Consider the following 26,857-nt stretch of genomic DNA (forward strand, 5'->3'; position numbering starts at 1 on the left):
GTAAAGACATGAGTTTAAATAAGCAATCTAGAAATATGATTTTTGCTGTACTATTGATTGGTTCTATAGTTGGCTCATTACTTCAGACATCTCTTACTACTGCATTGCCAGTTATGATGGGGGATTTAAATATATCAGCCACAACAGCTCAATGGCTTACTAGTGCATATACGCTTGCTATGGGAATTATGGTTCCTGCCACTGCATTTTTGATTAGGAGATTTCCAACAAAACCACTTTTCATTAGTGCTATGAGTCTTTTTGCTGTAGGATTGTTGCTTTCTGCTAGTGCATCTTCATTTACACCCCTTTTGTTTGGGCGTATATTGCAAGCAATGGGGAATGGAGTGTTGCTATCCATGACACAAGTAATAATTTTAACAATTTATCCTGCAGAGCAAATGGGTTCTATAATGGGTATATATGGTTTGGCTGCTGGTGCTGCTCCAATATTTGCTCCAACTCTAGCAGGAATTGTCATTGATATTTTTAATTGGCAAGCTATTTTTTGGTTTTCTTTAGTTATAAGTATTATTGATATTATTATAGCATCTAGAGTGTTACAAAATGTAATAGAGACAAAAAAACAATCATTTGATACGTTTTCTATGATTTTATGTGCAGTAGGATTTAGTGGTCTTTTACTTGGGCTTGGGAATATTGGGACAACTGAGTTTTTTAGTATAAATATTGCTTTACCATTATTTGTAGGGATAGTATCAATTATAGTATTTTCTTTACGTCAGATTCACTCAAAAGAGCCATTTCTAGAACTTCGTATTCTTAAAAATAAAAGTTATAGGCTTGCTGTAATTATAAGTATGCTTTTATATGTTGTAATGATGGCAGGATCCACTTTAATTCCAATATATATCCAGACAGTAAGAGGATTTTCAGCAACTAAGTGTGGTCTCATTATGATGCCAGGTTCTCTTGTAATGGCACTTATAAGTCCTTTTGCAGGTAGATTTTATGATAGGTTTGGAATACGAAAGCTAGTTGTATGTGGAAGTATATTCTTGGCAATAAGTTGTCTTGGTGTATCTTTTGTAGGAGAAGATACTTCAGTATTGTATATCTCTGCTTTTTATATTATACGTCTGATAGCTATTGGATTAATTATGATGCCTATTGTTACCTGGGGAATGAGTGTGCTTGGTGAAAAAAATATTGCTCACGGAACAGCATTACTTACTTCATTGCGTACAATAGCTGGTGCTATTGGCTCAGCAGTTTTTGTTGCAGTAATGACAACTGCTACAGTAACATCACGAGGTATGACAAATGCTACAGCAAATGTATTTGGAATGGATGTTGCATTTATTTGTATTTCAATTGTTGCAGTAGTTCAGCTTTTAGTGGCTTTCTTTTTTATAGAAAGAAAAAGTTTAAAGAAATCAACAAACTAAAGCTGATTTGTAGATTTTAAAAGCACAATTACATAAACATGTTCTAGTTATTATAATAAATTTTCAAGTATGAAATTAAACTTTTGAATATGAAATTAAAAGCCTATGTTACTTTTGCTAACAGAGGCTTTTTATATAAAATGTATTATGTCCTCTTATATTAAAGGTAATGGAAGGAAGTACTATAGGAAATTCTAAAATAATAGGAAAAATAAATAGCTAATTTAAAATTTTTTTAATAATAGAGGTTTAGTTAAGAGATTTTTAAGATAATTTTTTATTGATATACAGAGAAAGGTTTATGTTATATTTAGTGCATAAATAGAGCTTTCCTTTAATAGTATTAAATAAGAAACAATTTGTACATAATTAGGGGGAGTTTTAATGATAATGATGGTACTTAATAAGAGTAAGCTCAAAAAAATTATAATACTAATTTTAGTGATATTATTAGGATTGTCAGGAGGGGTAATGGTATTAAAATTGTTTAACAATAAGCCCGTTTTCAACTTATTTAATGGAGTAGATTTACCATATGAGAGAGGCACAAAAGATAAAAGTGGCTACGTTGCATTAACATGCAACGTAGACCTTGGATGGGAAACAGAGTACATAGAATCTATTTTGGAAACTCTCAAAAAAGAGAATGTAAAAATTACTTTTAATGTAACTGGGAAGTGGGCAGAAAAAAACAAAGATGAACTATTGAAGATAAAGAAACAAGGACATGAAATAGGAAATCATGGATACAAACACTTAGATTATTCGACACTATCATATGAAGATAACTATAAACAAATAGAAACCTCTAAAAAGATAATTGAAGAAATTATAAATGAAAAGACTAAGTTTTTTCAAGCTCCAGCAGGTTCTTTTGGAGCAGAAACAGTGAAGGCAGCTAAAGAATTAGGATATACTTCAATTAAATGGGATGCTGATACTATAGACTGGAAATATAAAGATCAACCAGAAGTAATTATAGATAGAATGAAGAAAAAAGATATTAAAGATAGTAGTATAATCTTAATGCATCCAACTGATGCAACGACAAAATGTATTGATGATATTATAGCAATTGTAAGAGAAAAAGGATTAAAACCAGGTAAACTTAGTGATGTATTTAAGTAGACAAAGTATAAAAATTTGATTAAGATTGTATAAGTTGTAGTTGAATTAATTAAAAGACTGACTTATAATGTAATACATATAAAAATAAATAGAATTAGAACATAGTGTTTTCAATAATCCAATGTAAAATAAAGAATAAATTTTTAGGAGAATGTAATGTATAAGACAAAAATACTGGAAAATGGGCTTACAATAATTGGTGAAGAAATACCATATCTAAAGTCAATAACATTAGGTATTTGGATAAATGCAGGGTCTAGAATAGAAGAAGAAGAGGTAAGTGGAACTTCTCATTTTATAGAACATATGATGTTTAAAGGAACCAAAAATAGAACCTCAAAAGAGATTGCTAGCACAATTGACAATTTAGGTGGGCAAATCAATGCATTTACAAGTAAAGAATGTACATGTTATTATGTAAAATTAATAGATGAGCATATAGATACAGGAATAGATGTATTAAGTGATATGATACTAAATTCTAGATTTGATAAAAATGATATAGATAAGGAAAGACTTATAATACTGGAGGAACTTAAGATGTATGAAGATTCTCCAGACGATTTATCTTATGATTTATTAGTCGAAAATATATATGCTAATGATGGTTTAGGGATGAATATAATTGGGACAAAAGATTCTCTATACAATATAACTAAGGAATCTATGTTAGAGTACTTAAACAAATATTATATTCCAAATAATGCAGTCATTTCTATAGTTGGAAACTTTGACTTTGATGATATGGTAGATAAACTTGAATCTAAATTTGGAAACTGGAAAAAGAGAAATTTAAATATAGACGTAACTGAGGCTACGTTTAATCCTTGTTTTATATCAAAAAATAAAGATACTGAACAGGTAAATTTGGCTATGTGTTTAAAAGGTATTCCATTTGAAAATGATGATGAAGTTTATTCAATGGCAGTGGTAAACAATATTTTTGGTGGAAGTATAAGCTCAAGACTTTTTCAGAAGATAAGGGAGGAAAAAGGGTTAGTATATTCAATATATTCATCACAAACACTATACAGAAAATGTGGTGAATTGGGTATATTTGCAAGTATGAGTACAGAAAATTTACAAGATGTTTATAATTTAATAAAAGAAGAAATTGAAAATATAAGAAAAAATTATCTTACAGAAAAAGAAATATTTGAAAGTAAGGAGCAACTAAAAGGTAATTATATATTGGATTTAGAAAGTACTAGCAGTAGAATGATGTCTACTGGTAAATCTATGTTATTGAGTAAAAAAGTAAAAACTACAGATGAAATACTTGAATGTATAAATAATGTTGATATTAATTCAGTAAAAAAAGTTGTTGATAAGGTATTCAATATAGAAAATATTGGTACATGTATAGTGGGAAGAGATGTAGAAGATATTCTGCACTTGGATTAATATCTTAAAAAGTAAATCTCTGGAGGTATAAAATATGAATTTATCTGAAATAGCAGGTAAGGAAATAGTTAACTTAGTCACAGGAGAAAGATTAGGAGTTATTGGAGAGTGTGACCTTATACTAGATGAAACTACAGGCGGGATATTGGCGCTTTTAATTCCAAAAGAAAAAGGCTTTTTTGCCAGAAGAAAAGATAAGTCATTTTTAGAAGTTCCATGGAGAAATGTAAAAAAAATAGGCAATGATATGATAATTATAGAATATGAGGGATATATTTAGGAGGAAAAAATGAGTATTTTAGTGCAAAAGTTTGGTGGGACATCAGTAGAATCATATGAAAAAATGAATGAAGTATGTAAAATAGTAAAAGCATACAGAGATAATGATGAAGAGTTACAATTAGTATTAGTAGTTTCAGCAATGGGTAGAAAGGGAGCTCCATATGCCACAGATACACTTATAAATCTATGTAATTCAGTAAATGACGAACCAAATAAAAGAGAACTTGATTTAATAATGTCTTGTGGTGAAATAATATCAGGGACAGTTCTTGCTAATTTATTAAATGCAAAAGGTATAGAATCTGTTTTCTTTACTGGTCAACAAGCAGGTATAATTACAAGTGATGAGTATTCTAATGCAAAAATAAAATATATAAACCCTAAAAAGGTAAAAAGAGCATTAGATGATGGTAAAGTTGTTGTTATAGCTGGATTTCAAGGTGTAACAGATGATGGTGAAGTAACGACTCTTGGAAGAGGTGGAAGTGATACATCAGCAGTTGCTATTGGTAAATCTTTAGAATGTGAGACAGTTGAAATTTACACTGATGTAGATGGTATAATGACTGCAGACCCTAGAGTAGAACCAAATGCTAAAGTATTGAGTTTTATAGATTATGAAGAAGTATTTCAAATGGCAGATAAAGGAGCTAAGGTAATACATCCAAGAGCAGTACAGTTGGCTAAAAGTGGAAATATAACTCTAGCAATAAAAAATACAATGAATCCAACTTTTGAAGGTACAAAAATAGGTTCTTTATGTAAGCATTTAGAACAAAATATAGAATATGAACAAGAAAAAGACCTTAAAGTTGCTGTTGCAAATAAAGATAGTGTTGCTCAAGTTAAGATTAAATCAGCAGAAGAAGTGTTTACAGAAGTATTAAATGAAATAGAAAAGAAACTTATAAATATAGATATGATAAATTTCTTTATATCAGAAAAAGCCTTTGTTATTGAAGATGCTGATATAAAAGAATTAAAAGAAATACTGGATAAATTTGAATTAGATTATGAAGTAAATAGAGATTGTGCTAAAGTAACATTGATATGTTCAAGAATAGCTGATGAAATGTCTGGTATCATGTCAAAAGTAGTTAGAGGGTTATCAAAAGCAGGAGTATCTCTTTTACAAACATCAGATTCAAATATGACTATATCTTGTTTAGTTAGTGAAGAAGATATGCATACAGCAGTACATGCAATACACCAACAATTTTATGTAAAATAAGAATCGTAATGCAATTACTTTTATTCAAAATTTAATAATTTTGCTTATATCTTAATATATTTGATTTATTTGGTAAAACTAAGTTAAATATATTTTGATAGGAGTTTTTTTATGAAAGATTATAAAGATGATAATGAAACATTTGATAAAGATAATTGTAGAAGAGATTCTAGCTGTGAGGAAAGAGAATGTATAAAACAATTTGGCACTAGTGAGATGCCTCCTCAGCCTCCTAAAGATACCCAATGTATAACTATAATTGGAGAAATTGAAGGTCATTTTATAGGAAATCCTCAGAAAAAAGCTACGAAGTATGAACATATAATTCCAATGCTTTATTCAATTGAAGAAAGTAATGATGTTAAAGGAGTACTAGTTGTTTTAAATACTGTTGGAGGAGATATTGAGGCAGGTCTAGCTATTGCAGAACTTTTAAATAGTACATCCAAAAAAGTAGTTACTCTTGTATTAGGGGGAAGTCATAGTATAGGTGTTCCTCTTGCTACTGCTGGTGATTACTCATTTATAGCTCCAACTGCAACAATGATTATACATCCTGTAAGAACAACTGGACTTGTAATAGGTATAAATGAAACTTTCGAGTATTTTAAAAAGATGCAAGAGAGAATAATTCAATTTATCATAAGAACATCTAATATCGAAAGAGATATACTTGATAAACTTATGCATGAGAAAGATGAGCTTATAAGTGATGTGGGTAGTGTTCTAATAGGAAAAGAAGCTGTAGATTATGGGCTTATAGATGAAGTTGGTGGATTAAAAGATGCTATTAAAAAATTAAAAGAGCTTATAAAAGAGTCAGAAGAAGAAAAAAATAATGATTAAAATTTGTTTAAATAATAAAATTTATGATATAATGATGTAATAAAGTAGGAGTGTTAGTGTTAAGGCATTAGCACTTTTTGCTATGAAGGGGTAAAACTTGCTAAAAATAAGGAGTGATATTAATGGCCACGAAAAAGAAGAAAAAAAAGAAGGTAAATACCTTAAGCTTTAATGCAGAATATCATAATTTGATAACCATATTTATAGGTGTATTTTTATTATATAGTTTAAATTCTAATTCTATGGGATGGATACCTGTGATAATGCAAAATCTCTTTAAAGGATTATTTGGAGGACTTTCCATAGCAATACCATTTATAGTAATTATAACAGGACTTCTAGGATTTTTTGATGGAAATGAATATATATATAGACTGAGAAAGACTAAATTATACTACATAATTATTTTATTTATTTTTGTATTTTATGGATTGTTAAATGCAGGAACTCTTCCTGTAGATAGCCCACTAAAAGGTAATATGTTTGATGATGTTATGAAATTGGGTGTAAGTGGACAAGGTAGTGGTTTAATAGCAACAACCATTGCGTATTATATGAGTAAAATATTTGGTATAGCAGGTGGATGGCTAATAAGTATATTTGCTCTTATACTTTCTATAATGTTTATATTTAATATTTCTATAAAAGACTTGGTATCAAATGCAAAGTCAAAATCTAAAGCATCAAAAGACAGTAATTTAACTTTTAAAGATAAAATTTCAAATATGAAAAAATCTGCAATAGATATGATAACTGATGAAGTGGATGATACTACTGTAAACAAGAAGCCTGGATTTTTTAAAGGGCTAATGTCAAAAGGTCGTGACAATGAAGATGAAGAAGATGAATATTTAGAAGAAGAAAATGGTGATGGTGTAGACGATAAAACTATTAAAATAGTTGGTTTTAACAAGGCAGAAGATGAATATTTAGAAATATTAGAAGGAACTCAAAGTATGCCAGAACTAGATGTTTTAAAAGAGTTACAGAAAGCTACAAATGAAAATTCAGTTGTAGAGACTAAACTAGAAAAGAAAGTTGATATAAGCAAATCTAATTTAGCTGTAGAAAAAACTCAACCAATAAGCATTGTATCAGAGTCAAATAATGAAGACTATTCAAATTATAAAAAACCTGGTGTTGAACTTTTAAATAAAGTAAATAAAAAATCTGATGAAAATGGCAAAAAGAAGGTTTTAAAAAATGCCTCTCTTTTAGAAAAGACACTTTCAGATTTTGGAGTGGAAGCAAAGATTAATCAAGTTACAGTTGGTCCGACTATAACAAGATATGAGATACAACCAAGTCCAGGGGTTAAAGTAAGTAAAATTGTAAACTTAACTGATGATATAGCTTTGAGTTTAGCAGCTAAAAGTATAAGAATTGAAGCACCAATCCCTGGGAAAAGTGCAATTGGAATAGAGGTTCCAAATGAGGAAGCTCAAATGGTTGGAGTAAGAGAAGTTCTAGAAAGTGAAGAGTTTAATAATTTTGATTCACCTCTTGCAATGGGACTTGGAAAAGATGTAGCAGGTAAAATTATAATTGGAGATATAGGTAAGATGCCACATTTACTTATAGCTGGTTCTACAGGTTCAGGGAAGAGTGTCTGTGTAAACACTTTGATAAGTAGTATATTATATAAGGCAAACCCTGATGAAGTAAAATTACTTTTAATAGACCCAAAGGTAGTTGAACTTGCAAATTATAATGGAATACCACATCTTCTGATACCTGTAGTTACAGACCCTAAAAAAGCTGCTAATGCTTTAAACTGGGCAGTGACAGAAATGAATAGAAGATATAAATTATTTGCAGATGCTCAAGTAAAAGATGTAACAAGTTATAATGAAAAATCAGAGGAAAAATTACCTAAAATAGTAATAATAATAGATGAGTTAGCAGATTTAATGATGGCAAGCGCAAATGATGTAGAGGATTATATTTGTAGACTAGCTCAGATGGCCAGAGCTGCTGGAATGCACTTGATTGTAGCTACACAAAGACCATCTGTTGATGTCATAACGGGTGTTATAAAAGCTAATATACCATCTAGAATAGCATTTGCAGTGTCATCTCAAACTGATTCAAGAACAATACTTGATATGGGTGGAGCAGAGAAACTTTTAGGTAAAGGTGATATGCTATTTTACCCACTTGGAGCGGCAAAACCAGTTAGACTTCAAGGTGCATTTATATCAGAAAGTGAGTCAGAAAGAGTAATTGATTTTGTAAAAGACCAAGTTAAGGATGGAATAAAGTATGAGGAAGATATAATTGAAACTATATCTAAAGTTAACACATCAAAATCTAGTGATGAGGATGAATTTTTAAGTGAGGCAATAGAATTTGTTGTAGATAGTGGTCAAGCATCTGCTTCTATGTTGCAAAGAAGATTTAAAATAGGATTTAATAGAGCGGCTAGACTTATTGACTCTATGGAAGAAAGAGGTATAATTGGAGCTAGCGAGGGAAGCAAACCGAGAAAGGTACTAATAAGCAAACAAGATTTGCAGAATTTAGAAGGTGAATAGAATTGTCAGTTATAGAAATAGAAAAAGCACTTAAGCTAGAAAAAGTAGTTTTTGTAGATGTAAGAACAGAAGGGGAATATGAAGAAGACCATATATTAAATGCTTTTAATATGCCTCTTTTTAAAAACAATGAGCATAATGAAGTCGGAACTATTTATAAGATGCAGGGAAAACATGAAGCAATACAAAAAGGATTTGATTATGTATCATATAAGCTAAAGGATATATATTTACAGGCAGCAGAGCTTGCAGCAAATTATGATAATATCGTCATATATTGTGCAAGAGGCGGAATGAGAAGTGGAAGTATAGTAAATGTATTGTCATCATTAGGTGTAAATGTTTATCAACTTGAAGGTGGATATAAGGCTTACAGAAACTTTGTATTGGATTACTTAAGAAATATAATGAATACAAAGAACTTTATATCTGTGCATGGATTAACTGGTTCAGGAAAGACTGATTTATTGCATTTATTGAAGAAAAAAGAAATAGATGTATTAGATTTAGAAGGTATAGCTAAAAATAGTGGTTCAACCTTTGGTTTTATAACATTTGATGAGAAGCCACCATCTCAAAAGAACTTTGAAACTAATTTATTTGAAAGTATATTTTTCTCAAAGAAGGATTATATATTTGTTGAAAGTGAAAGTAAGCGAGTTGGAAGTGTCATAGTTCCTAATGAAATCTTCGATGCAATGATACGAGATGGGTATCATATACTACTGGAATGTGATATTGATAATAGAGTCAATAGGCTTTGTAGAGATTATATTTATGGTAAAGGTGAAGATAATATATTGGTTTTAAAAGAGTGTATAAATAAATTCAGAAAAAGATTGGGTCATAAAGAAGTAGATGGATATATTGATTTATTAGAATCAGGTAAATATGAAGAGCTTGTAAAAAAATATCTTATAGAATATTACGACCCACTTTATATGCATTCAGTGGAAAAATATAAGTACAATAAAATTGTAAATTTTGATGACACACAAAAAGCCCTAGAAGATGTTATAGGCTTATATGAGAGCATATTGGAAGGAGAGAAAAAATGTTAAAGATAGCATTAGAATCATTAGGATGCTCAAAAAATTTGGTGGATGCAGAAATAATGATGGGAATTTTAAATAAAAAGGGTTATAAATTAATAGGAGATTTTGAAGAAGCTGATGTAATTATAGTAAATACTTGTGGGTTTATAGAGTCAGCTAAGCAGGAATCAATTGATACGATAATAGAATTTGCAGAATTAAAACAGACTGGTAATCTAAAGCTATTGATAGTAACAGGATGTCTAGCTCAAAGATACTCTGAGGAATTAAAAACTGAAATTCCAGAAATAGATGCAATAGTTGGTACAGGAAGCTACCAAAATATAGATGACATACTTAAAGATTTGAGTGAGAAACATCAAATTGTAAGCCTTGATGATATAGAGTTTGTATTTAATGAGGACTTACCAAGATATCTATCTACACCTAGCTATATGGCATACTTAAAAATTGGAGAGGGATGTTCCAATAATTGTACTTATTGTATAATACCTAAGCTTAGAGGTAAATATAGAAGTAGAAAATTTGAAGATATAATTAAAGAAGCGAATAAATTGGCTGAATCTGGAGTAAAAGAACTCGTAGTTATAGCTCAAGATACTACAAAGTATGGTTTTGATTTATATGGTAAAGAAAGATTACCAGAACTTTTAGAAGAGCTTGCAAAGATAAATGGGTTTAAATGGATAAGAGTCATGTACTCATATCCAGAATCAATAACAGAAGAACTGATTAAAGTTATAAAAGAACATGATAATATATGTAGCTATTTTGATATGCCAATACAACATGCAAGTAACAGTATTTTAAAGTTAATGAATAGAAAAACTAGTAAAGAGGATATATTAAATAAAATTAAACTTATAAGAAAGAATATACCAGATGCTATACTTAGAACTACGATAATAGTAGGTTTTCCTGGTGAAACAGAAGAAGATTTTAAACAGCTTGTAGATTTTGTCAAAGAAGTTAAATTTGATAGGCTAGGTGCATTTGCATATTCAAGAGAAGAAGATACACCAGCAGATAAATTACCAAATCACATAGATGAAGAAGTAAAAATACAAAGAAGAGATACTTTAATGATGATTCAACAAAAAATATCTGAAGAACTTAATGATAAAAAAATAGGAAAAACATATGAAGTCCTTATAGAAGAGCAAATAGAAAATAATGTATATACAGGAAGAACACAGGGTGATGCAGAAGAAATTGATAGTATAGTATATGTAAAAAGTGTAGATAATCTTGAAGTAGGAGAATTCGTAAGTGTTCAAATAAATGATGCAATGGAATACGATTTAATGGGAGATGTTGTATATGAACTTGCCTAACAAATTAACTTTGTTTAGAATATTTTTAATTCCAGTATTTGTTTTAATAATGTTATTTAATGTACCGAACAAGTTTTTATTAGCTTGTATTATTTTTATAGTAGCTTCAATTACTGATGCACTAGATGGAAAGATAGCTAGAAAGTATAACTTAGTTACTGATTTTGGGAAGTTTATGGACCCATTAGCAGATAAGTTATTAGTAATCTCAGCACTTACATGTATGATAGAAGATGGTCTTGTAAGTAGTTGGATGGTAATTATAATAGTAGCTAGAGAACTTACAGTTAGCATATTGAGGGCTATAGCAGCTGCCGATGGAAAAGTAATAGCAGCTGGTGGCAGTGGAAAGCTTAAAACGATAACTCAAATGATATCAGTAGTAATTTTATTGTTAGGGGCTCAGTTTGAAAATGAATTAATACTAAATATAGGTGGAATTCTTATACTTATAGCAACACTGCTTACTTTATATTCTGGATGGGAATACCTATATAAAAATAAAGAACTTTTCATGTCTTCTAAATAGAATCTTATCATTTAATAATCATAAATTGATTGATTAATAAATAAAAAATAGCAACTTAAAATTTTAAAAATGTAAAAAAGGGTATACTATAATAGTATACCTCTTTTCTTTTTTAGGAATATTTTCTTTTGTGTATATAATTATTGATAATGGTTTATAAATAAAATGTAGCAAATAAAAATATAATCATTAGGAGCGTTTTTAAATTGACTAGGTTTGATTTATGTTATATAATTAATATATAACAAGAGAACAAATGTTTGTAGATAAATGAAGGGATGGTATAGAGATGAGTGTAGATCAAGAAAAATTAAAAGCGTTGAATGAAGCTTTAGGTAAAATTGAAAAAGATTTTGGTAAAGGTTCAGTAATGAAATTGGGAGAAGCAACGTCTATGTCTATAGATGTTATATCAACAGGAGCAATCGGTTTAGATATAGCTATTGGTATAGGAGGTCTACCTAGAGGGAGAATAGTTGAAATATATGGTCCTGAATCTTCTGGTAAGACAACTGTTGCACTTAGTTGTGTAGCATCAGCTCAAAAAAATGGAGGAATAGCTGCATTTATAGATGCTGAACATGCGCTTGACCCAGTATATGCAAAAGCATTAGGTGTGGATGTTGATAATCTAATCATATCTCAACCAGATACAGGAGAGCAAGCCTTAGAAATAGCAGAGGCATTAATAAGAAGTGGTGCAATTGATATAATAGTAATAGATTCAGTTGCAGCATTGGTTCCAAAAGCAGAAATAGATGGAGATATGGGTGATTCTCATGTAGGTTTACAAGCTAGACTTATGTCTCAAGCACTTAGAAAATTAACTGGTTCGATTAAAAAATCAAATTGTGTTGCTATATTTATAAACCAATTAAGAGAGAAAGTAGGAATAATGTTTGGAAATCCAGAAACGACTACTGGAGGACGTGCATTAAAGTTCTATTCATCAGTTAGATTGGATGTTAGAAAAATAGACACAATAAAACAAGGTGACAAGGTTATAGGAAGCAGAACAAGAGTTAAGGTTGTTAAAAACAAAGTAGCACCACCATTTAAACAATCTGAATTTGATATAATGTATGGAGAAGGTATATCAAAAATTGGAGATCTTTTAGATATAGCTGCTGACATAGATATAGTTAAAAAATCAGGTTCATGGTATAGTTACAATGACACTAAACTTGGACAAGGAAGAGAAAATGTAAAAAAATTCCTAGAGGATAATATGGATTTAACTAATGAAATAGATGAAAAAGTTAGAACATTTTACAATTTAAATGAGGTTAGTGAAGAAGCAGGTACTTTGGTATCAGAAGAAGTTGTTGAAAAATAAGTGAAAATATAAAAAAATAACTATTAAATAAGGACATACCACGCTCCCTATTAGCTTGACACAATGTTGAAAAAATTATAAAATTAAGTGAGGATAAAATATCTAAATTTAATTTTAATTATTAGGAATATTTTTTAATCATAGTGATGACATTTTGGGATTATTAACGAAGGAGGTGGATGTCATAGATAGTGTAGTAATGATTGTAATAGGTGCAGCTGTTGGTATTATAGCTGGATATTTTGTTAGAAAAAATATATCTGAAGCAAAAATTGGACAAGCTGAAAACTTGGCCAAAGAAATAATAGATAAAGCACACCACGACTCAGAAACAGTACAGAAAGAAAAGTTATTAGAAGCTAAAGAAGAGATCCATAAATGGAGAACAGAAGCTGAAAGAGAAAACAAAGAAAGAAGAACAGAAGTACAAAAGTATGAAAAAAGAGTAGTACAAAAAGAAGAAGTCTTAGATAGAAAATTACAAAATTTAGAATCTAAAGAAGTAAATTTAAGTGAAAAATTAAAGACAGTTGAAAAGAAAGAAGAAGAAGTTGAAGTAATAAAAACTCAACAATTGGAAAAATTAGAAAGCATATCAGGAATTACATCTGATAAGGCTAAAGAAATTATTTTAACAAATGCTGAGAGAGATGTAAGACGTGAAATGTCTATAATGATAAAAGAGATAGAAGGTCAAGCTAAAGAAGAAGCTGATAAGAAATCAAGAGAAATTATAGGATATGCAATTCAAAAATGTGCAGCAGATCACGTAGCTGAAACTACTGTTACAGTAGTAAGCTTACCTAATGATGAAATGAAGGGTAGAATAATAGGTAGAGAAGGTAGAAATATAAGGACTCTAGAAACTTTAACAGGGATAGACCTTATAATAGATGACACTCCAGAAGCAGTAATTTTATCAGGATTTGATCCAATAAGAAGAGAAATTGCAAGAATTGCTCTAGAGAAGTTAATAGCAGATGGAAGAATACATCCAGCTAGAATTGAAGAAATGGTTGAAAAAGCGAGAAAAGAAGTTGACAATATTATAAAAGAATATGGTGAACAAGCTGCATTTGAAACTAGTGTACATGGAATTCATCCAGAATTAATAAGATTATTAGGTAGACTTAATTATAGAACTAGTTATGGACAAAATGTTCTTAAACATTCTATAGAAGTTGCTCATATAGCTGGTATAATGGCTGCTGAGATAGGTGCAGATATTAGATTAGCTAAGAGAGCTGGTTTGTTACATGATATAGGTAAGGCTGTAGACCATGAAATGGAAGGTACACATGTTGAAATAGGTATGGATTTACTTAGACGTTATAAGGAATCTAAAGAAGTTATACATGCTATGAGTACACATCATGGAGATTATGAACCTCAAACAGTAGAAGCTGTATTAGTTACAGCAGCAGATGCAATATCAGCTGCTAGACCTGGTGCTAGAAGAGAGACTTTAGAAGCTTATATTAAGAGACTTGAAAAACTAGAAGAAATAGCTAATTCATACGAAGGTGTAGAAAAATCATTTGCTATACAAGCTGGTAGAGAAATTAGAATAATGGTAAAACCAGAAGCTATAAATGATGAAGAAATACACTTATTAGCTAGAGATATGACTAAGAAAATAGAGGATGAACTTGAATATCCTGGACAAATAAAAGTAAGTATAATAAGAGAAACAAGAGCTATAGAATATGCAAAATAAAATATAAATATCTAAATGATAATAAAAATATTTTTAAAAATTTAGATTTGCCACAGGATTTAATAATTTATCCTGTGGCTTTTTAATTTTCAAGGTATAAAATGATATAATTTGAAATAATTATAAGGCTGATAAATATTAATTATAAAGAATTAATAAAATTAATCCTTATATACACATTGTTTGTATAATTATTTAAGTTTGTTTGATATAATGAAGTGATAAAATAATCTATTATATCTAAATAAATATTTTTAGGTTATATAATTTTTTTATATATTCAAATATATAAAAGATATACATATATTTTATGGAGGAAACTATTGTGGAAAAGAAAACATCTAGATGGTATATGTATTATTTACCAGTATTACTAACTTTATCAGTAATACTGTTGTTTGTTTGTGCTTTTAAATCAGATAAACATTCAAATCCTCGAAGCAATCTTATTCCAGTTTCATTTATTGGAGAATTTAGAACATCTAATTCTGAAAATCTTCAGCCGTTTATCAATGTTGACTCATTGAATGATATAAGAAAAGAGTCTATTTATTTGCGTGGACATTTTAGCAGAAATATTCCAGCTGGAGAGACATTTTTGCTACATATCAGCCATCTAAAAGTTGATATTCGTGTATCTAATAAAGAGGTATTTTCCATACAAGAAGGTAGAGAAAATGCACTAACAAAGTCTACAGGTCATCTTTGGACAGGTTTTAAATCTGATGGAATATCGGTTGACGATTTAGTTGAGATAAATATACAACGAGTGTACCCTAGTGGGCGAGCATTACAATTAGTATGTTTTTTTGATGAAATGCAGATTGGCTCCAAGGGCGATTTAATTGTTAGTATACTCCACGAAAACAGGATTGGTCTTATATTTACTATGTTAACAATATCTTTTGGCTTATTTGGTCTAATTGCAAGTATCATTTTGTTTTTTTTGAAAAGTGAGTTAACACGTCAGATTTTTTTGTTATCATGTTTTGCTATATTTGGAGGAATTTGGTGTTTAGCAGATTTTAATATACTTACTCTTATTATCCAATCTCCAACTCTTGTCAGTATTTTGGAATTACTGTCGCAGTTTTTACTTCCAACTTTTTGTATACTTTATTTGTCTACTTACTTAACTGAGTGGAGATTGAACGTTATAAATTTATGTGTGTATTTAATTATGACTATCATACTACTTTGTGTTATTCTCCAAATACTTCATATTTATGATTTGCATGAGTTTCTGATTTTACAAAATAGCATCTGTATTCTAATTGTATTACTTGGTATGGGGTTCTTGGTTATTGAAATTATTATATACAGAGAATCTGATGCTAAGATTGCTTTGTTTGCTTATCTACCAGCAACTATAGGTGGTATTGCAGAAATAGCAAATTATTATACTATATACATTAGAAGTCTACCATTTTTTTGTATAGGTTTTCTAACCACTATTGTATTACAGATTGGGCATATGATGCTATCTATCAAAAGAAAGGAAAAGTTTCAACAGAGATTAGAGGGAGAATTGATGGAAAATCGTATTTCTATAATGCTTAGTCAAATACAGCCTCATTTTTTATATAATGCACTTAACACTATCCAATATTTGTGTAAACATGATTCTAACATGGCAGTTCATGCAGTAGAAAAATTTTCTTCTTATCTTCGTGGAAATATGGATTCTCTTACACAAAAAAAGCTAATTCCATTTGAAAAAGAATTAGCTCATTTAAAAAATTATTTGTACATAGAGTTATTACGCTTTGGAGAGCGTATAAAAATACATTATGAGCTTACAATTACTGATTTTTTTATTCCTGTTCTCACTATACAACCAATTGTTGAAAATGCGATACGACATGGTGTTACAAAACAAAAAGAAGGGGGAACAATTATAGTATCAACATCCAAGGATGAAAATAACATTTATATTGTTATAAAAGATGATGGAGTAGGTTTCCAACCCTTTGAAAGAGTTAATGATGGAAAAAGCCATGTTGGTATTCAAAATGTAAAAAGACGATTAGAGACACAATGTAATGGAATTCTAAATATAGAAAGTGGTATAGGAAAAGGTACAATAGCAACAATAATCATTCCTATTAGAAAGGGGTAAAATTATGAATATAATTGTCGTAGATGATGAGCAAATTGCTCTTAAAAATTTGAATGAAAAATTAACATATATTTCTGGTATTGAAAAAGTTACTCTTTTTGATGAACCTAAGTTGGCGCTAGAGTATTTAAAAAGAAATTTTGTAGATATTGCATTTCTTGACATTGAGATGTACGGTATGAATGGACTAGAGTTTGCATGTCTAGCAAAAGAAATTTTACCAAATATAAATATTATTTTTGTAACTGGTTATTCAGAATATGCGTTAGATGCATTTTCAATGCATGCCAGTGGATATCTTCTAAAGCCTGTTACAATAGAAGGAATTCAGAAAGAAATAGAAAATTTACGTTCTCCTGTTGTTTTGAACCATAAGAGCCATATATTTATTCATACATTTGGTAACTTTGAGGTATTTGTAGATGAAAAGCCATTAACTTTTAGTAGAGCAAAATCAAAAGAATTACTTGCTTATTTAGTAGATAGGAAAGGAGCAAGTGTGACTATTGCTGAAATTGCAGCAGTACTTTGGGAAGACAAAGAATACAATCGTTCTTTGCAAAATCAAACGCAAACTGTTATATCACATCTGATGAAAACCATAAAGGATGCAAAAATTGAATATATAGTTATTAAAAAATGGAATAGCCTTGCAGTAGATATTACAAAATTTGATTGTGATTATTATAATATGTTAAGGTGGGATATGATGGCAATTAACACATATGCTGGAGAATACATGACAAATTACAGTTGGGCAGAATTAACTACAGGTATGCTGTATCAAAAAACTTTTAATTATAATTGTTAAAGATAGATAATATGTTTTTATACAGCAGAAGTTCTTAAGTTTTTTGTTTTGTTGATGTGCTTTGGATGTGCATTATCGATTATATTAATATATTATAGGAATATTAAAAATATATAATAATAAATAAAAATTATATAATAGATTTATATTATTAAAAATGATTTAGATGAGCAATTTATATGTTTTTACATGTAATATCTATGCATTAATGTTGATTTATGAAATTTAATATTTGAAATAAAATTAAGTTTTTGAGATAGTTTGCTGATTAAAATTAATTATATTGTAAGCACTAAAAAGTTGAGAATACAATGAGCCAAAGTGATGATGAAAGAGAGGATACATGATGAAAAAAAATACACTTTTACATACAAATGTTATTGTTTGCGTTATTATTACTATTGGTTTTATAGCTACATCTGTGATTGGGTACCAATCTAATACTAATATTTTTAAAAATGATATTGAACACGTATCTACATTGGCTGCTGAAGGTATTTATTATCAGATAGATAAACTTCTTTCACAACCTATAAATGTATCACTTACCATGGCCAATGATAGTCTATTAAAAAATTTTTTAACTAGTGAGAAAGAATATATAAATGATAGGAACTTTGTTTATAAATTACAGGATTACTTAAATACATACAGAAATAAATATTCCTATGATTCTGTTTTTTTAGTTTCAACCAAGACAAATAATTATTATCATTTTAATGGACTTGATAGGACACTTAGTGCTGATAACTCAGAGAATCAGTGGTATTATGATTTTTTAAAACAGGATGAAGAATATTCATTAAATGTTGATAATGATGAGGCAAGTAATAATAGTATTACTGTATTTGTAAATTGTAAGATAAAAGATGATAATGGATCAACTATGGGAATTATTGGGGTTGGATTAAAAGTTGACTCATTACAAATGTTGCTTAAAGAATATGATGAAAAGTTTGATGTTGTAGCACGTCTAATTGATGATAAAGGATTTGTTCAATTATCATCTGAGGAAACAGGCTATGAACATGTTAATTTATTTGAAGATGAAAGTAGTAATTTATCTGCTTCAAAAGATTTAATCTTGAGCAATAAAAAAGAACAGAATAGTTTTTGGAATTCATCAGAAAAATTAAAAAGTTATGTTGTATATCAGTATATCCCAAGTTTAAAATGGCATCTTGTTTTGGAAAATGATTTGACTGCAATGAGTAGACAACTTCAAATACAGTTTTTAAAAGGGATTGCAATTATAATTTTAATTATAATGTTTGTACTTTTTACAATTACACGTGTGCTTAAGAAATACAAGCAACAAATAATTAATCTCAGCTCTTCTCAGAAATTAGAATATCAAAAGTTATTGAGTAAATCTACTGAAGATCTCTATGAAAATATTTTTGAGATTGATGTTACTAATAACAAAGCTGGTTGTGAAGATGCAAATCGATATTTTAAAGAGTTTGGCTTAAGTCTTAGCACACCATATGATGAAGCACTCTATATAATTGCTAAAGGGCAAATTAAAGAAGAGTATGCACAAGGTTATTTAGATACATTTTTACCTGAAAATGTTCTTAAGTGTTATAATAGTGGAATCAATAACATAAGTTATGACTTTTTAATTAAAAGAGATGAAGAAAATTATCATTGGATGAGGATTACTGCTAGAATTTTCTTTTGGACATCAGATGAATCTGTTCGTATGATTTCTTATCGTGAAAATATAGATGAAGAAAAAAATAGAGAATTGCTGCTTCTTGAGCGTTCACAACGTGATTCTCTTACTGGTCTTTATAATAAGGGAGTAACAGAGGACTTTATTAGTACATTTTTAAAAAGTGATAAAAATCAAAATTCAGAACATATTTTTCTGATTTTTGATATTGATGATTTCAAAAATGTAAATGATAGATATGGTCATGCATTTGGAGATTTTATTATAAGTGAATTTGCATTAGAATTAAAGTCTCAATTTCGTGAAGATGATATTGTTGGGCGTATTGGTGGAGATGAATTTGTTGTGTTGATAAAAGATTTCAATAGCAGTAATTATGTAATTATGGATAAATTAGAGCGTTTTTGTTCTAAGATTAACCAGAAACGTTTTGCTGAACATGAAGAATTTTCTATTTCATGTAGCATTGGTGTGGCAATATATCCTGAGCATGGCTGTAAGTATTCTGAACTCTATGAAAAAGCAGACCAAGCACTTTACTATACAAAGGGTCATGGAAAAAATTCTTTCCATATTTTTGGGGATGATTCTATTGATGGTATAGCATTTAATATAGACACTAGAGATGTAAAGTTATTGTTGGAGATGTCTACTGATGGGATTGCAAAATTTGCTTGTATGGAAAATTTGAAACTACTTTACTTTAATCAAAAAATGCTTGAGTTTACTGGTTATTCAGCTAGAAATGTTTCATCCAAAGATTTTGATGTACTTTCACCTATATCACCAGAGGATTTACAGGTTGTACTTGATACACTGAATAAAGCAATACCTAAGAGAGAAACTTTTGAAGTGATTTTTAACTTCCGTCATATAGATGGTCACTATTTCCCTGTGAGAATGCAAGGTAAGTTTGTAAATGAACTATACCAAAATCGTTACCCTGTTTTTTATGCAGTTTACACAGATATATCAAACTTTAATGTTTTTTTAGGAAGATAATTTAAATAAAACCTGCTAATATGAATGGATTATTTTTTAGCAGGTTTTAAAATTTTTTGTTCGTTAATTTTTATATAATTAAGTAATATAAGTCACTAGTTAAAGAAATTTTACCTTTTTAGAGTAGATTTTATTTATTATTTAAAAAAATAATTCTGAAGTTTATTTTGTCAGTGCTTATCATAAAGAATTTTATATTTATATATATCTATACTTATTGCAATTTTTCTTTAATAGTTTTGTATTTATTTGTACTTATTTTGAATTTGTTTACGAAATTTGCCTATAAAAAGTATATATAAAAATATAGTTTAAAATGGTATAATTAGTTATAACAGAAGGAGGTAATATAAGTGAGCCAATACATAAATATAAACTCTCAGTTAGACGCCCTGAAATTGAAAGAATTCGAGAAAGTATTTTACGAAAATATCAATAAGGACGTTAAAGTAGTGCCAAAAGTTACTCCTTTTAAAGGAATAAATACTGACTTGTTGTATGTAAAAGATGGAAAAATTTTATTTATAAAATTTATGGATACAACAGAAGACATATATTTTATTTTGGAAGAAGAGTTACTTGAAGTTATGCATGAGGAATATGAGCTTTTGAAACTAAAAATGGGACAAAAGAATAGAAATATAAGCTATAACTATGTTTACATTATGCCATATGTTGAAGTAGATGAAGCTTATGAGTTTGAAGAATTTGTGAATAATAATATAATAGATAAAAATAAGCTTCAAGATATAATGGCTAGTGCTTCACTGGATGAATATCTTAAGGAAAAAAATGATGAAATAAATTTAAATTTATTTTTATTAGATATATGTTCAGAATACTATATAATAAATGACACACTTCACCTAAACGAAAAATTTAAAAAAATTTCCTTCTATAATGATGACTATAAGTATACAGCAACTATGATGGAAGAAATTCAAATTAAAGATGCTATTTCTATTAAATATGGAAATACACTTATTGAAGGCGGTTCTGGTATAGGAAAAACGGCAAATATGCTTTCTAGAGCTATAAAACTGGCAAAAGTATATCCACATCATAAGTTACTAATATTTACACATACAAAACAACTATGTAATGAACTTCGAGAAAGAATAGAATTATTATATAAAGACAATAACAATTTAGAAGTTCATACATTTAGTTCCTTTATATTTAAATTAGCTAAAAAATATAATCTAATTATTGACTATAATATGTTAAAAAATGATTATGAAAAAACATTTAATAATCTTGTAAAGCAAGCACAAAACATTATAAAGAATAAAAATATGTTTAAGGCGATTTTTATTGATGAAGCAGAAAGTTTTTTAGATTATGAAATAGATTTTATAAGAGAGTTTTTATATAAAACAAAATTCATATTTAATGTGTATTCTTGTAACTCTTTAAATATCTTTAATAGACTAAATATATTTAGGAAACTATACAGCAATATAGAGTTTGATGATAAAATAATATTAAATAAAAATTATAGGCAAGCTAAAGAAATTGTTGATTTTACAAATAATTTTTCCAATAATTCTAACGCTTATATTAATGAATTAAGACCTAATACAAAGTTTAATACTTTTTTTAATACAAAAGCACTTAGAGGTGGTAATAAGTCGGTTGATATAATAAAAGTAAGTGATTTAGATGACCAAATAAGTTCTGTAATATGGGAAATCGAATATTTAATAAGCAAAAAAGGTCTTGATTATTCTGAAGTTGCTATTGTATATCCTTATAATAAGAAGAAATTAAAAAGTGGAAAAACTATTTATTTTCAATACATGTTAAAAAAGGCATTAGAAGAAGCACAAATTCCTTATATATGTGCAGAAGATAACTTAACAAACATAAGTAAGAAGATAGGAACGACAATAGCAAATATATATACAATAAAGAATTTAGAATATAAAGCGATAATAATATGTGAGTTAGAAATGTTGTATAATCAAACAATAAATGATACAGAGCAAGATTATCAAGTAAATGACTTTGTAGGTGATTTAAATAAGGTTTATTTGGCTATGAGCAGGGCCACTGACTATCTAAGTATAGTAACAACCTTTAATGAAGATGCAAGTGATATAATAAGAATTATTACAGAATCAAAAGAAGATAGGGAATAAAATATATTTTGAATTCAAAAAATTAAAAGAGACTGAATTGTGTAGAATAAATATTACCAACTCAGTCTCTTATTTTTTTAACTTACTTTTCCAATATTATCAAAAGGTAATAACCTTACCATAACCTTACCAAGAATTTCGTCTTCATCAACCATACCTACATCTGGGAATCTACTATCATTACTATTTTCTCTGTTATCACCCATTGCAAATAACTTTCCTTCTGGAACAACTGTGTCTATATCTCCAGAAGTATAATTATTATGTATATATGGTTCGGTTAGTAATTTGCCATTTACATATACTTTAGAATTTGATATTTTTATACTGTCACCTTCAGTAGCTATAACTCTCTTTATTAAATCTTTTTTCTTTCCAGTATCTCCATCAACTAAATTAGTTTTAAAAACTACAATATCACCTTTTTCAGGTTTACCAACTTTATATGATATTCTATTTAAAATTAGATAGTCTTTATCATCTAAAGTAGGATACATTGATTCTCCACTAACAATAGAAGGTCTTATAAATTGTAATATTACAAATGCAAGTACAATAGCCATGGCTATTGACTTAATCCAATCAAATATTTCCTTTTTAACACTCATAATTTTTCTCCTTATCATTTGTCATTAAATTAAAATACTCTAGAATAAAAAGAAATAACCAAGAACAACTATACCCAAAATTATTCTATAATAGCCAAAGACTTTGAAATCGTGTTTTTTGATATAATCCATAAAAAACTTAATAACTACGATTGAAACTATAAAAGCTACTACAGAGCCAACACCTAAAATAAGCCATTCAAATCCAGTAAATCCAAACCCAGCTTTTAAAAGTTTTAATGCACTAGCTCCAAGCATTGTAGGAATAGCTAAGAAGAATGAAAATTCTGCTGCTACGTATCTAGAAGTACCAAGTAATACTGCACCGATTATAGTTGAACCAGATCTAGATGTACCTGGAATAAGAGCTAGACATTGGAATAAACCTATACAAAGAGCTAGTTTATATGTAACTTGAGAAAAATCTTTATATTTTGGTCTTTTATTTCTATTTTCAAGTCCTATCATTATTATACCATATACAATAAGAGCAATTGCAACTACTGTTGAATTGAAGAATAATCTGTCTATATCATCCTCAAACAGTATACCAATAACTCCAGATGGTATAACTGCAATTATAACCTTAAGCCATAAGCGAACTGTTTCTTTTTTTTGTTTAGTATTTTTTGCACTATCAAAAGGATTTAACTTCCTAAAAAATATAACAAGTACAGCCAATATTGAACCAAATTGAATTACAACTAAAAATGTATTTATAAATGTAGATGAAAAATTCAATTTTATAAATTCATCAACTAATATCATATGCCCTGTACTACTTACTGGTAGCCATTCTGTAATTCCTTGAACTATTCCCAAAATGACTGCTTTAAAAACTTCAAGCAAACTAAATGTTTCCAAATTTAAATACCTCCAATACAAATTTATAGTAGCATATTTTATTCAAAGATTAATAAAATATGCCATCTTTTACTAACTTATAATACCATAGTACTGTGTAGTGCACAATGGAAGATTGATATTTTCATAAAACCTTCATAATTTAAAATCATAAACTTGAAACTTGTCTATTGAATAAGGGGTATATATGAGGGGGAAATATATGGTATAGTAAAAGTATAACTATTTTATTTTATGAAAAGGAAAGGAGTTATTATGTATAGTACGAAAATATTGGATGATTATGAGTATGAAACTTTTAATGTTTTTTCTACAAAATTAAACCCAAATACAAAACACGATTATTTATCAAAGGTTATGTTATTTAAAGAGTTTCTAAAAGGAAAGGAATTAATTTATGTAACAAAAGAAGATTGTAAAAATTTTGTGGACTATATACAAACCAAATATGCAAAATCAACTTGTGAAAAGATATATAGTTATTTACATAGTTTTTACAACTTCTTAAAAAAAGAAGGATATATAGATATAAATCCATTTAGACATGTAGAAAAACCAACAGTAACTAGAATAAAGACAAAGGATGATGTTTTAAGCATACAGGAAATAAATAAGCTTATAGGTATTTTGCCAAAACTGAATATAAGAGATAGAGTGATAATAGTCTGTCTAGTTACTACTGGGTGTTTATTAAATGAATTAGTTAGCTTAAAGTGGAAAGACCTTATGGTAGATGAAAACGATAACTCGTATGTTAGACTAGGAAAGGGAAGAAAAGAGAGAGTAGTAAAGTTACATCCATACTTTTTTAGGCTTTTAGAAGACTACAGAAACTATTCTGGACTTCCAGAAGTAATAATACCTAATGATGATTTTATTTTTACAACTCAAAAAAGCAATTCTATAACAGATAGAAATGTCAGATTGATAGTAAAAAAAGCATTAGATTTAGCAGGACTTTCTCAATATTCAGCAAGAGACTTTAGACATTCATTTGCAGCAATAAGTTTAAGACTTGGGGCAGATGAGAGTGACGTAAAAAATCAACTTGGCTGGAGTGATAAATACTATGCAATTAGGTATAAATATGTATTGAATTTTGTTGATAGCGAGATTGTGGATTATTTAATTGAAAAAGATAATCTAGATATAAATAAAAAATATTAGCACATAAAAAATAATCTATATAAATATGAACAAAAAATAAAAAAGCCTTGTTATAGTTCGTAAAATTATATATAATTATTTATGTACTAATATGTACATAATAACTATACAACAAAAGATTTAAGGAAGGTGCTAATATAATGATAGATAACAAATATACTATGTACTCAAATCCGCTTACAGATAGATACTGTAGTAAAGATATGAGTTATATATTTTCTCCACAATTTAAATTTTCTACATGGAGAAGATTATGGGTTGCTCTTGCTGAAGGTGAGCATGAGTTAGGAATCAATATAACTGAAGAACAATTAGATGAGTTAAGAGCTAATATAGATAATATAAATTTTGATGAAGCTAGAAAAATAGAAAAAGAAGTAAGACATGATGTAATGTCTCATGTAAAAGCGTATGGTTTACAATGTGAAAAAGCTAAAGGAATCATTCATTTAGGAGCAACATCTGCTTATGTTGGAGATAATACAGACGTTGTACAAATGAATGAAGCACTAAAACTTTTAAGAGTAAAGCTTGTAAATTTAATAAATAACTTAAAAGAATTTGCACTTAAGTATAAGGATATGCCAGCTCTTGGTTTTACGCACTTTCAAGCAGCACAACTTACAACAGTAGGGAAAAGAGCTTGTTTGTGGGCTCAAGATTTAATTCTTGATTTAGAAGACTTAAATTATAGAATAGACAATATGAAATTAAGAGGAGTTAAGGGGACTACTGGGACTCAAGCAAGTTTTTTAAGTTTATTTGAAGGAGACCATGAAAAAGTAAAAGAGTTAGATAAGAAAATCTGTAACAAAATGGGATATAGTTCTTCTTATGCAGTAAGTGGACAAACATACACTAGAAAACTGGACTATCAAGTAGTAAGTGTATTATCAGGAATAGCTCAAAGTATGCATAAAATGACTAATGATATAAGACTTTTACAAAGTCTAAAAGAATTAGAAGAGCCGTTTGAAAAAAATCAAATAGGTTCATCAGCAATGGCTTATAAAAGAAATCCAATGAGAAGTGAAAGAATAGCTTCTTTATCTAAATATATAATATCTGAATCTATAAGCCCTGCAATGGTACAGGCTACTCAATGGTTAGAGAGAACATTAGATGACTCAGCCAATAAAAGATTAGCTATACCTCAAGCTTTTATGGCAGCAGATGCTATACTTGAAATAGGTATAAATGTAACTGATGGGTTAGTAGTATATGAAAATATGATAAATAAACGTGTAAATGAAGAACTTCCTTTTATGGCTACAGAAACAATACTTATGGAAGCTGTAAAAAGAGGTGGAGATAGACAGGAATTACATGAGATAATAAGAGAATATTCTATGAAAGCTGCTTATAGAGTTAAACATGAAGGTAAAGATAATAATTTAATTGAGCTTATAATGAATGATGATTCATTTAAAATGAGTAAGGAAGAAATATTATCTATAATGGACCCAAAAAACTTTATAGGTAGAGCTCCAGAACAAGTTGTAGAATTTGTAAATGAAGTTGTAGAACCAGCTATAAAAGATTATAAAGAAGATTTAGGAAAAGTAGATGTGGATTTAAGAGTGTAAGTTTTATAGATAAAATATAATTAAAAATGGCTATCTTATTTATAAATAAGATAGCCATTTTAATGGGCTAGCGTCT

Annotated in this window: 20 protein-coding genes; 18 read left to right on the forward strand and 2 right to left on the reverse strand. The window is 28.7% G+C overall.

From position 1 onward, the window contains the following. The first annotated feature begins 8 nt into the window (after positions 1 to 8). The 16 genes from IC218_RS01270 to IC218_RS01345 all read left to right on the forward strand — a co-directional run bounded on the left by IC218_RS01270 (position 9) and on the right by IC218_RS01345 (position 22,556). Positions 9 to 1,409 (forward strand): MDR family MFS transporter, encoded by a 1,401-nt coding sequence (locus IC218_RS01270; protein WP_227482251.1) that lies wholly within the window; start codon positions 9 to 11, stop codon positions 1,407 to 1,409. Positions 1,410 to 1,793: 384 nt separating this feature from the next. Beyond that, entirely contained in the window at positions 1,794 to 2,537 is a 744-nt protein-coding gene (locus IC218_RS01275) for a polysaccharide deacetylase family protein (RefSeq protein ID WP_227434229.1), read from the forward strand. Positions 2,538 to 2,693: 156 nt separating this feature from the next. Further along, positions 2,694 to 3,941, forward strand: coding sequence for a M16 family metallopeptidase (locus IC218_RS01280; RefSeq protein WP_227482252.1), 1,248 nt, complete (start codon positions 2,694 to 2,696; stop codon positions 3,939 to 3,941). 34 nt (positions 3,942 to 3,975) lie between these two features. Beyond that, positions 3,976 to 4,221, forward strand: a complete 246-nt coding sequence (locus tag IC218_RS01285) for a YlmC/YmxH family sporulation protein (RefSeq protein ID WP_003419503.1) — start codon at positions 3,976 to 3,978, stop codon at positions 4,219 to 4,221. A gap of 9 nt (positions 4,222 to 4,230) precedes the next feature. Then, on the forward strand, positions 4,231 to 5,454 hold the full coding sequence (dapG, locus tag IC218_RS01290) for an aspartate kinase (RefSeq protein WP_227434231.1): 1,224 nt from the start codon (positions 4,231 to 4,233) through the stop codon (positions 5,452 to 5,454). Positions 5,455 to 5,565: 111 nt separating this feature from the next. After that, entirely contained in the window at positions 5,566 to 6,300 is a 735-nt protein-coding gene (locus IC218_RS01295; protein ID WP_227434232.1) for a ClpP family protease, read from the forward strand. Between the two features lie 122 nt (positions 6,301 to 6,422). Further along, a complete protein-coding gene (locus IC218_RS01300; RefSeq protein ID WP_227823663.1) occupies positions 6,423 to 8,834 on the forward strand; it encodes an FtsK/SpoIIIE family DNA translocase in 2,412 nt (803 codons plus the stop codon). 2 nt (positions 8,835 to 8,836) lie between these two features. After that, the gene (gene mnmH, locus IC218_RS01305; RefSeq protein ID WP_227434234.1) at positions 8,837 to 9,895 is read left to right on the forward strand and encodes a tRNA 2-selenouridine(34) synthase MnmH; all 1,059 of its coding nucleotides are present in this window, start codon (positions 8,837 to 8,839) and stop codon (positions 9,893 to 9,895) included. Further along, positions 9,889 to 11,223, forward strand: coding sequence for a 30S ribosomal protein S12 methylthiotransferase RimO (gene rimO / locus IC218_RS01310; RefSeq protein WP_227823664.1), 1,335 nt, complete (start codon positions 9,889 to 9,891; stop codon positions 11,221 to 11,223). Before mnmH ends, rimO begins: the two co-directional genes overlap by 7 nt. Beyond that, complete coding sequence (gene pgsA, locus IC218_RS01315; protein WP_227434236.1) at positions 11,210 to 11,752, forward strand: CDP-diacylglycerol--glycerol-3-phosphate 3-phosphatidyltransferase; 543 nt, start codon at positions 11,210 to 11,212, stop codon at positions 11,750 to 11,752. Before rimO ends, pgsA begins: the two co-directional genes overlap by 14 nt. Before the next feature lie 289 nt (positions 11,753 to 12,041). Beyond that, positions 12,042 to 13,088 (forward strand): recombinase RecA, encoded by a 1,047-nt coding sequence (gene recA, locus IC218_RS01320; RefSeq protein ID WP_227434237.1) that lies wholly within the window; start codon positions 12,042 to 12,044, stop codon positions 13,086 to 13,088. Positions 13,089 to 13,263: 175 nt separating this feature from the next. Further along, positions 13,264 to 14,805 (forward strand): ribonuclease Y, encoded by a 1,542-nt coding sequence (gene rny / locus IC218_RS01325; RefSeq protein ID WP_227434331.1) that lies wholly within the window; start codon positions 13,264 to 13,266, stop codon positions 14,803 to 14,805. 325 nt (positions 14,806 to 15,130) lie between these two features. Further along, positions 15,131 to 16,924: a sensor histidine kinase gene (locus tag IC218_RS22125; RefSeq protein ID WP_227823665.1), complete on the forward strand. Its 1,794-nt coding sequence runs from the start codon at positions 15,131 to 15,133 to the stop codon at positions 16,922 to 16,924. A 4-nt stretch (positions 16,925 to 16,928) separates the two neighbouring features. After that, positions 16,929 to 17,735 carry a response regulator gene (locus tag IC218_RS01335; RefSeq protein WP_227823666.1) on the forward strand — a complete coding sequence of 269 codons (807 nt, stop codon included), beginning with the start codon at positions 16,929 to 16,931 and terminating at the stop codon, positions 17,733 to 17,735. Between the two features lie 346 nt (positions 17,736 to 18,081). Beyond that, positions 18,082 to 20,415, forward strand: a complete 2,334-nt coding sequence (locus tag IC218_RS01340; RefSeq protein WP_227823667.1) for a diguanylate cyclase — start codon at positions 18,082 to 18,084, stop codon at positions 20,413 to 20,415. A gap of 353 nt (positions 20,416 to 20,768) precedes the next feature. After that, complete coding sequence (locus IC218_RS01345) at positions 20,769 to 22,556, forward strand: UvrD-helicase domain-containing protein (protein ID WP_227434241.1); 1,788 nt, start codon at positions 20,769 to 20,771, stop codon at positions 22,554 to 22,556. A gap of 77 nt (positions 22,557 to 22,633) precedes the next feature. Here IC218_RS01345 and lepB read toward each other — a convergent pair whose 3' ends face one another. Together lepB and IC218_RS01355 are read right to left on the reverse strand one after the other, a co-directional pair. Next, positions 22,634 to 23,164, reverse strand: a complete 531-nt coding sequence (lepB, locus tag IC218_RS01350) for a signal peptidase I (RefSeq protein ID WP_227434242.1) — start codon at positions 23,162 to 23,164, stop codon at positions 22,634 to 22,636. 39 nt (positions 23,165 to 23,203) lie between these two features. Beyond that, on the reverse strand, positions 23,204 to 24,028 hold the full coding sequence (locus tag IC218_RS01355) for an undecaprenyl-diphosphate phosphatase (RefSeq protein ID WP_227434243.1): 825 nt from the start codon (positions 24,026 to 24,028) through the stop codon (positions 23,204 to 23,206). A gap of 255 nt (positions 24,029 to 24,283) precedes the next feature. Between IC218_RS01355 and IC218_RS01360 the strand changes: the two genes are divergently transcribed. Both IC218_RS01360 and purB read left to right on the forward strand, forming a co-directional pair. Then, on the forward strand, positions 24,284 to 25,195 hold the full coding sequence (locus tag IC218_RS01360) for a tyrosine-type recombinase/integrase (RefSeq protein WP_227434244.1): 912 nt from the start codon (positions 24,284 to 24,286) through the stop codon (positions 25,193 to 25,195). Positions 25,196 to 25,335: 140 nt separating this feature from the next. Beyond that, positions 25,336 to 26,781, forward strand: coding sequence for an adenylosuccinate lyase (purB, locus tag IC218_RS01365; protein WP_227823668.1), 1,446 nt, complete (start codon positions 25,336 to 25,338; stop codon positions 26,779 to 26,781). Positions 26,782 to 26,857 lie beyond the last annotated feature (76 nt).

The sequence above is a fragment of the Clostridioides sp. ES-S-0005-03 genome (assembly GCF_020658455.1).
Taxonomy (GTDB): Bacteria; Bacillota; Clostridia; order Peptostreptococcales; family Peptostreptococcaceae; genus Clostridioides.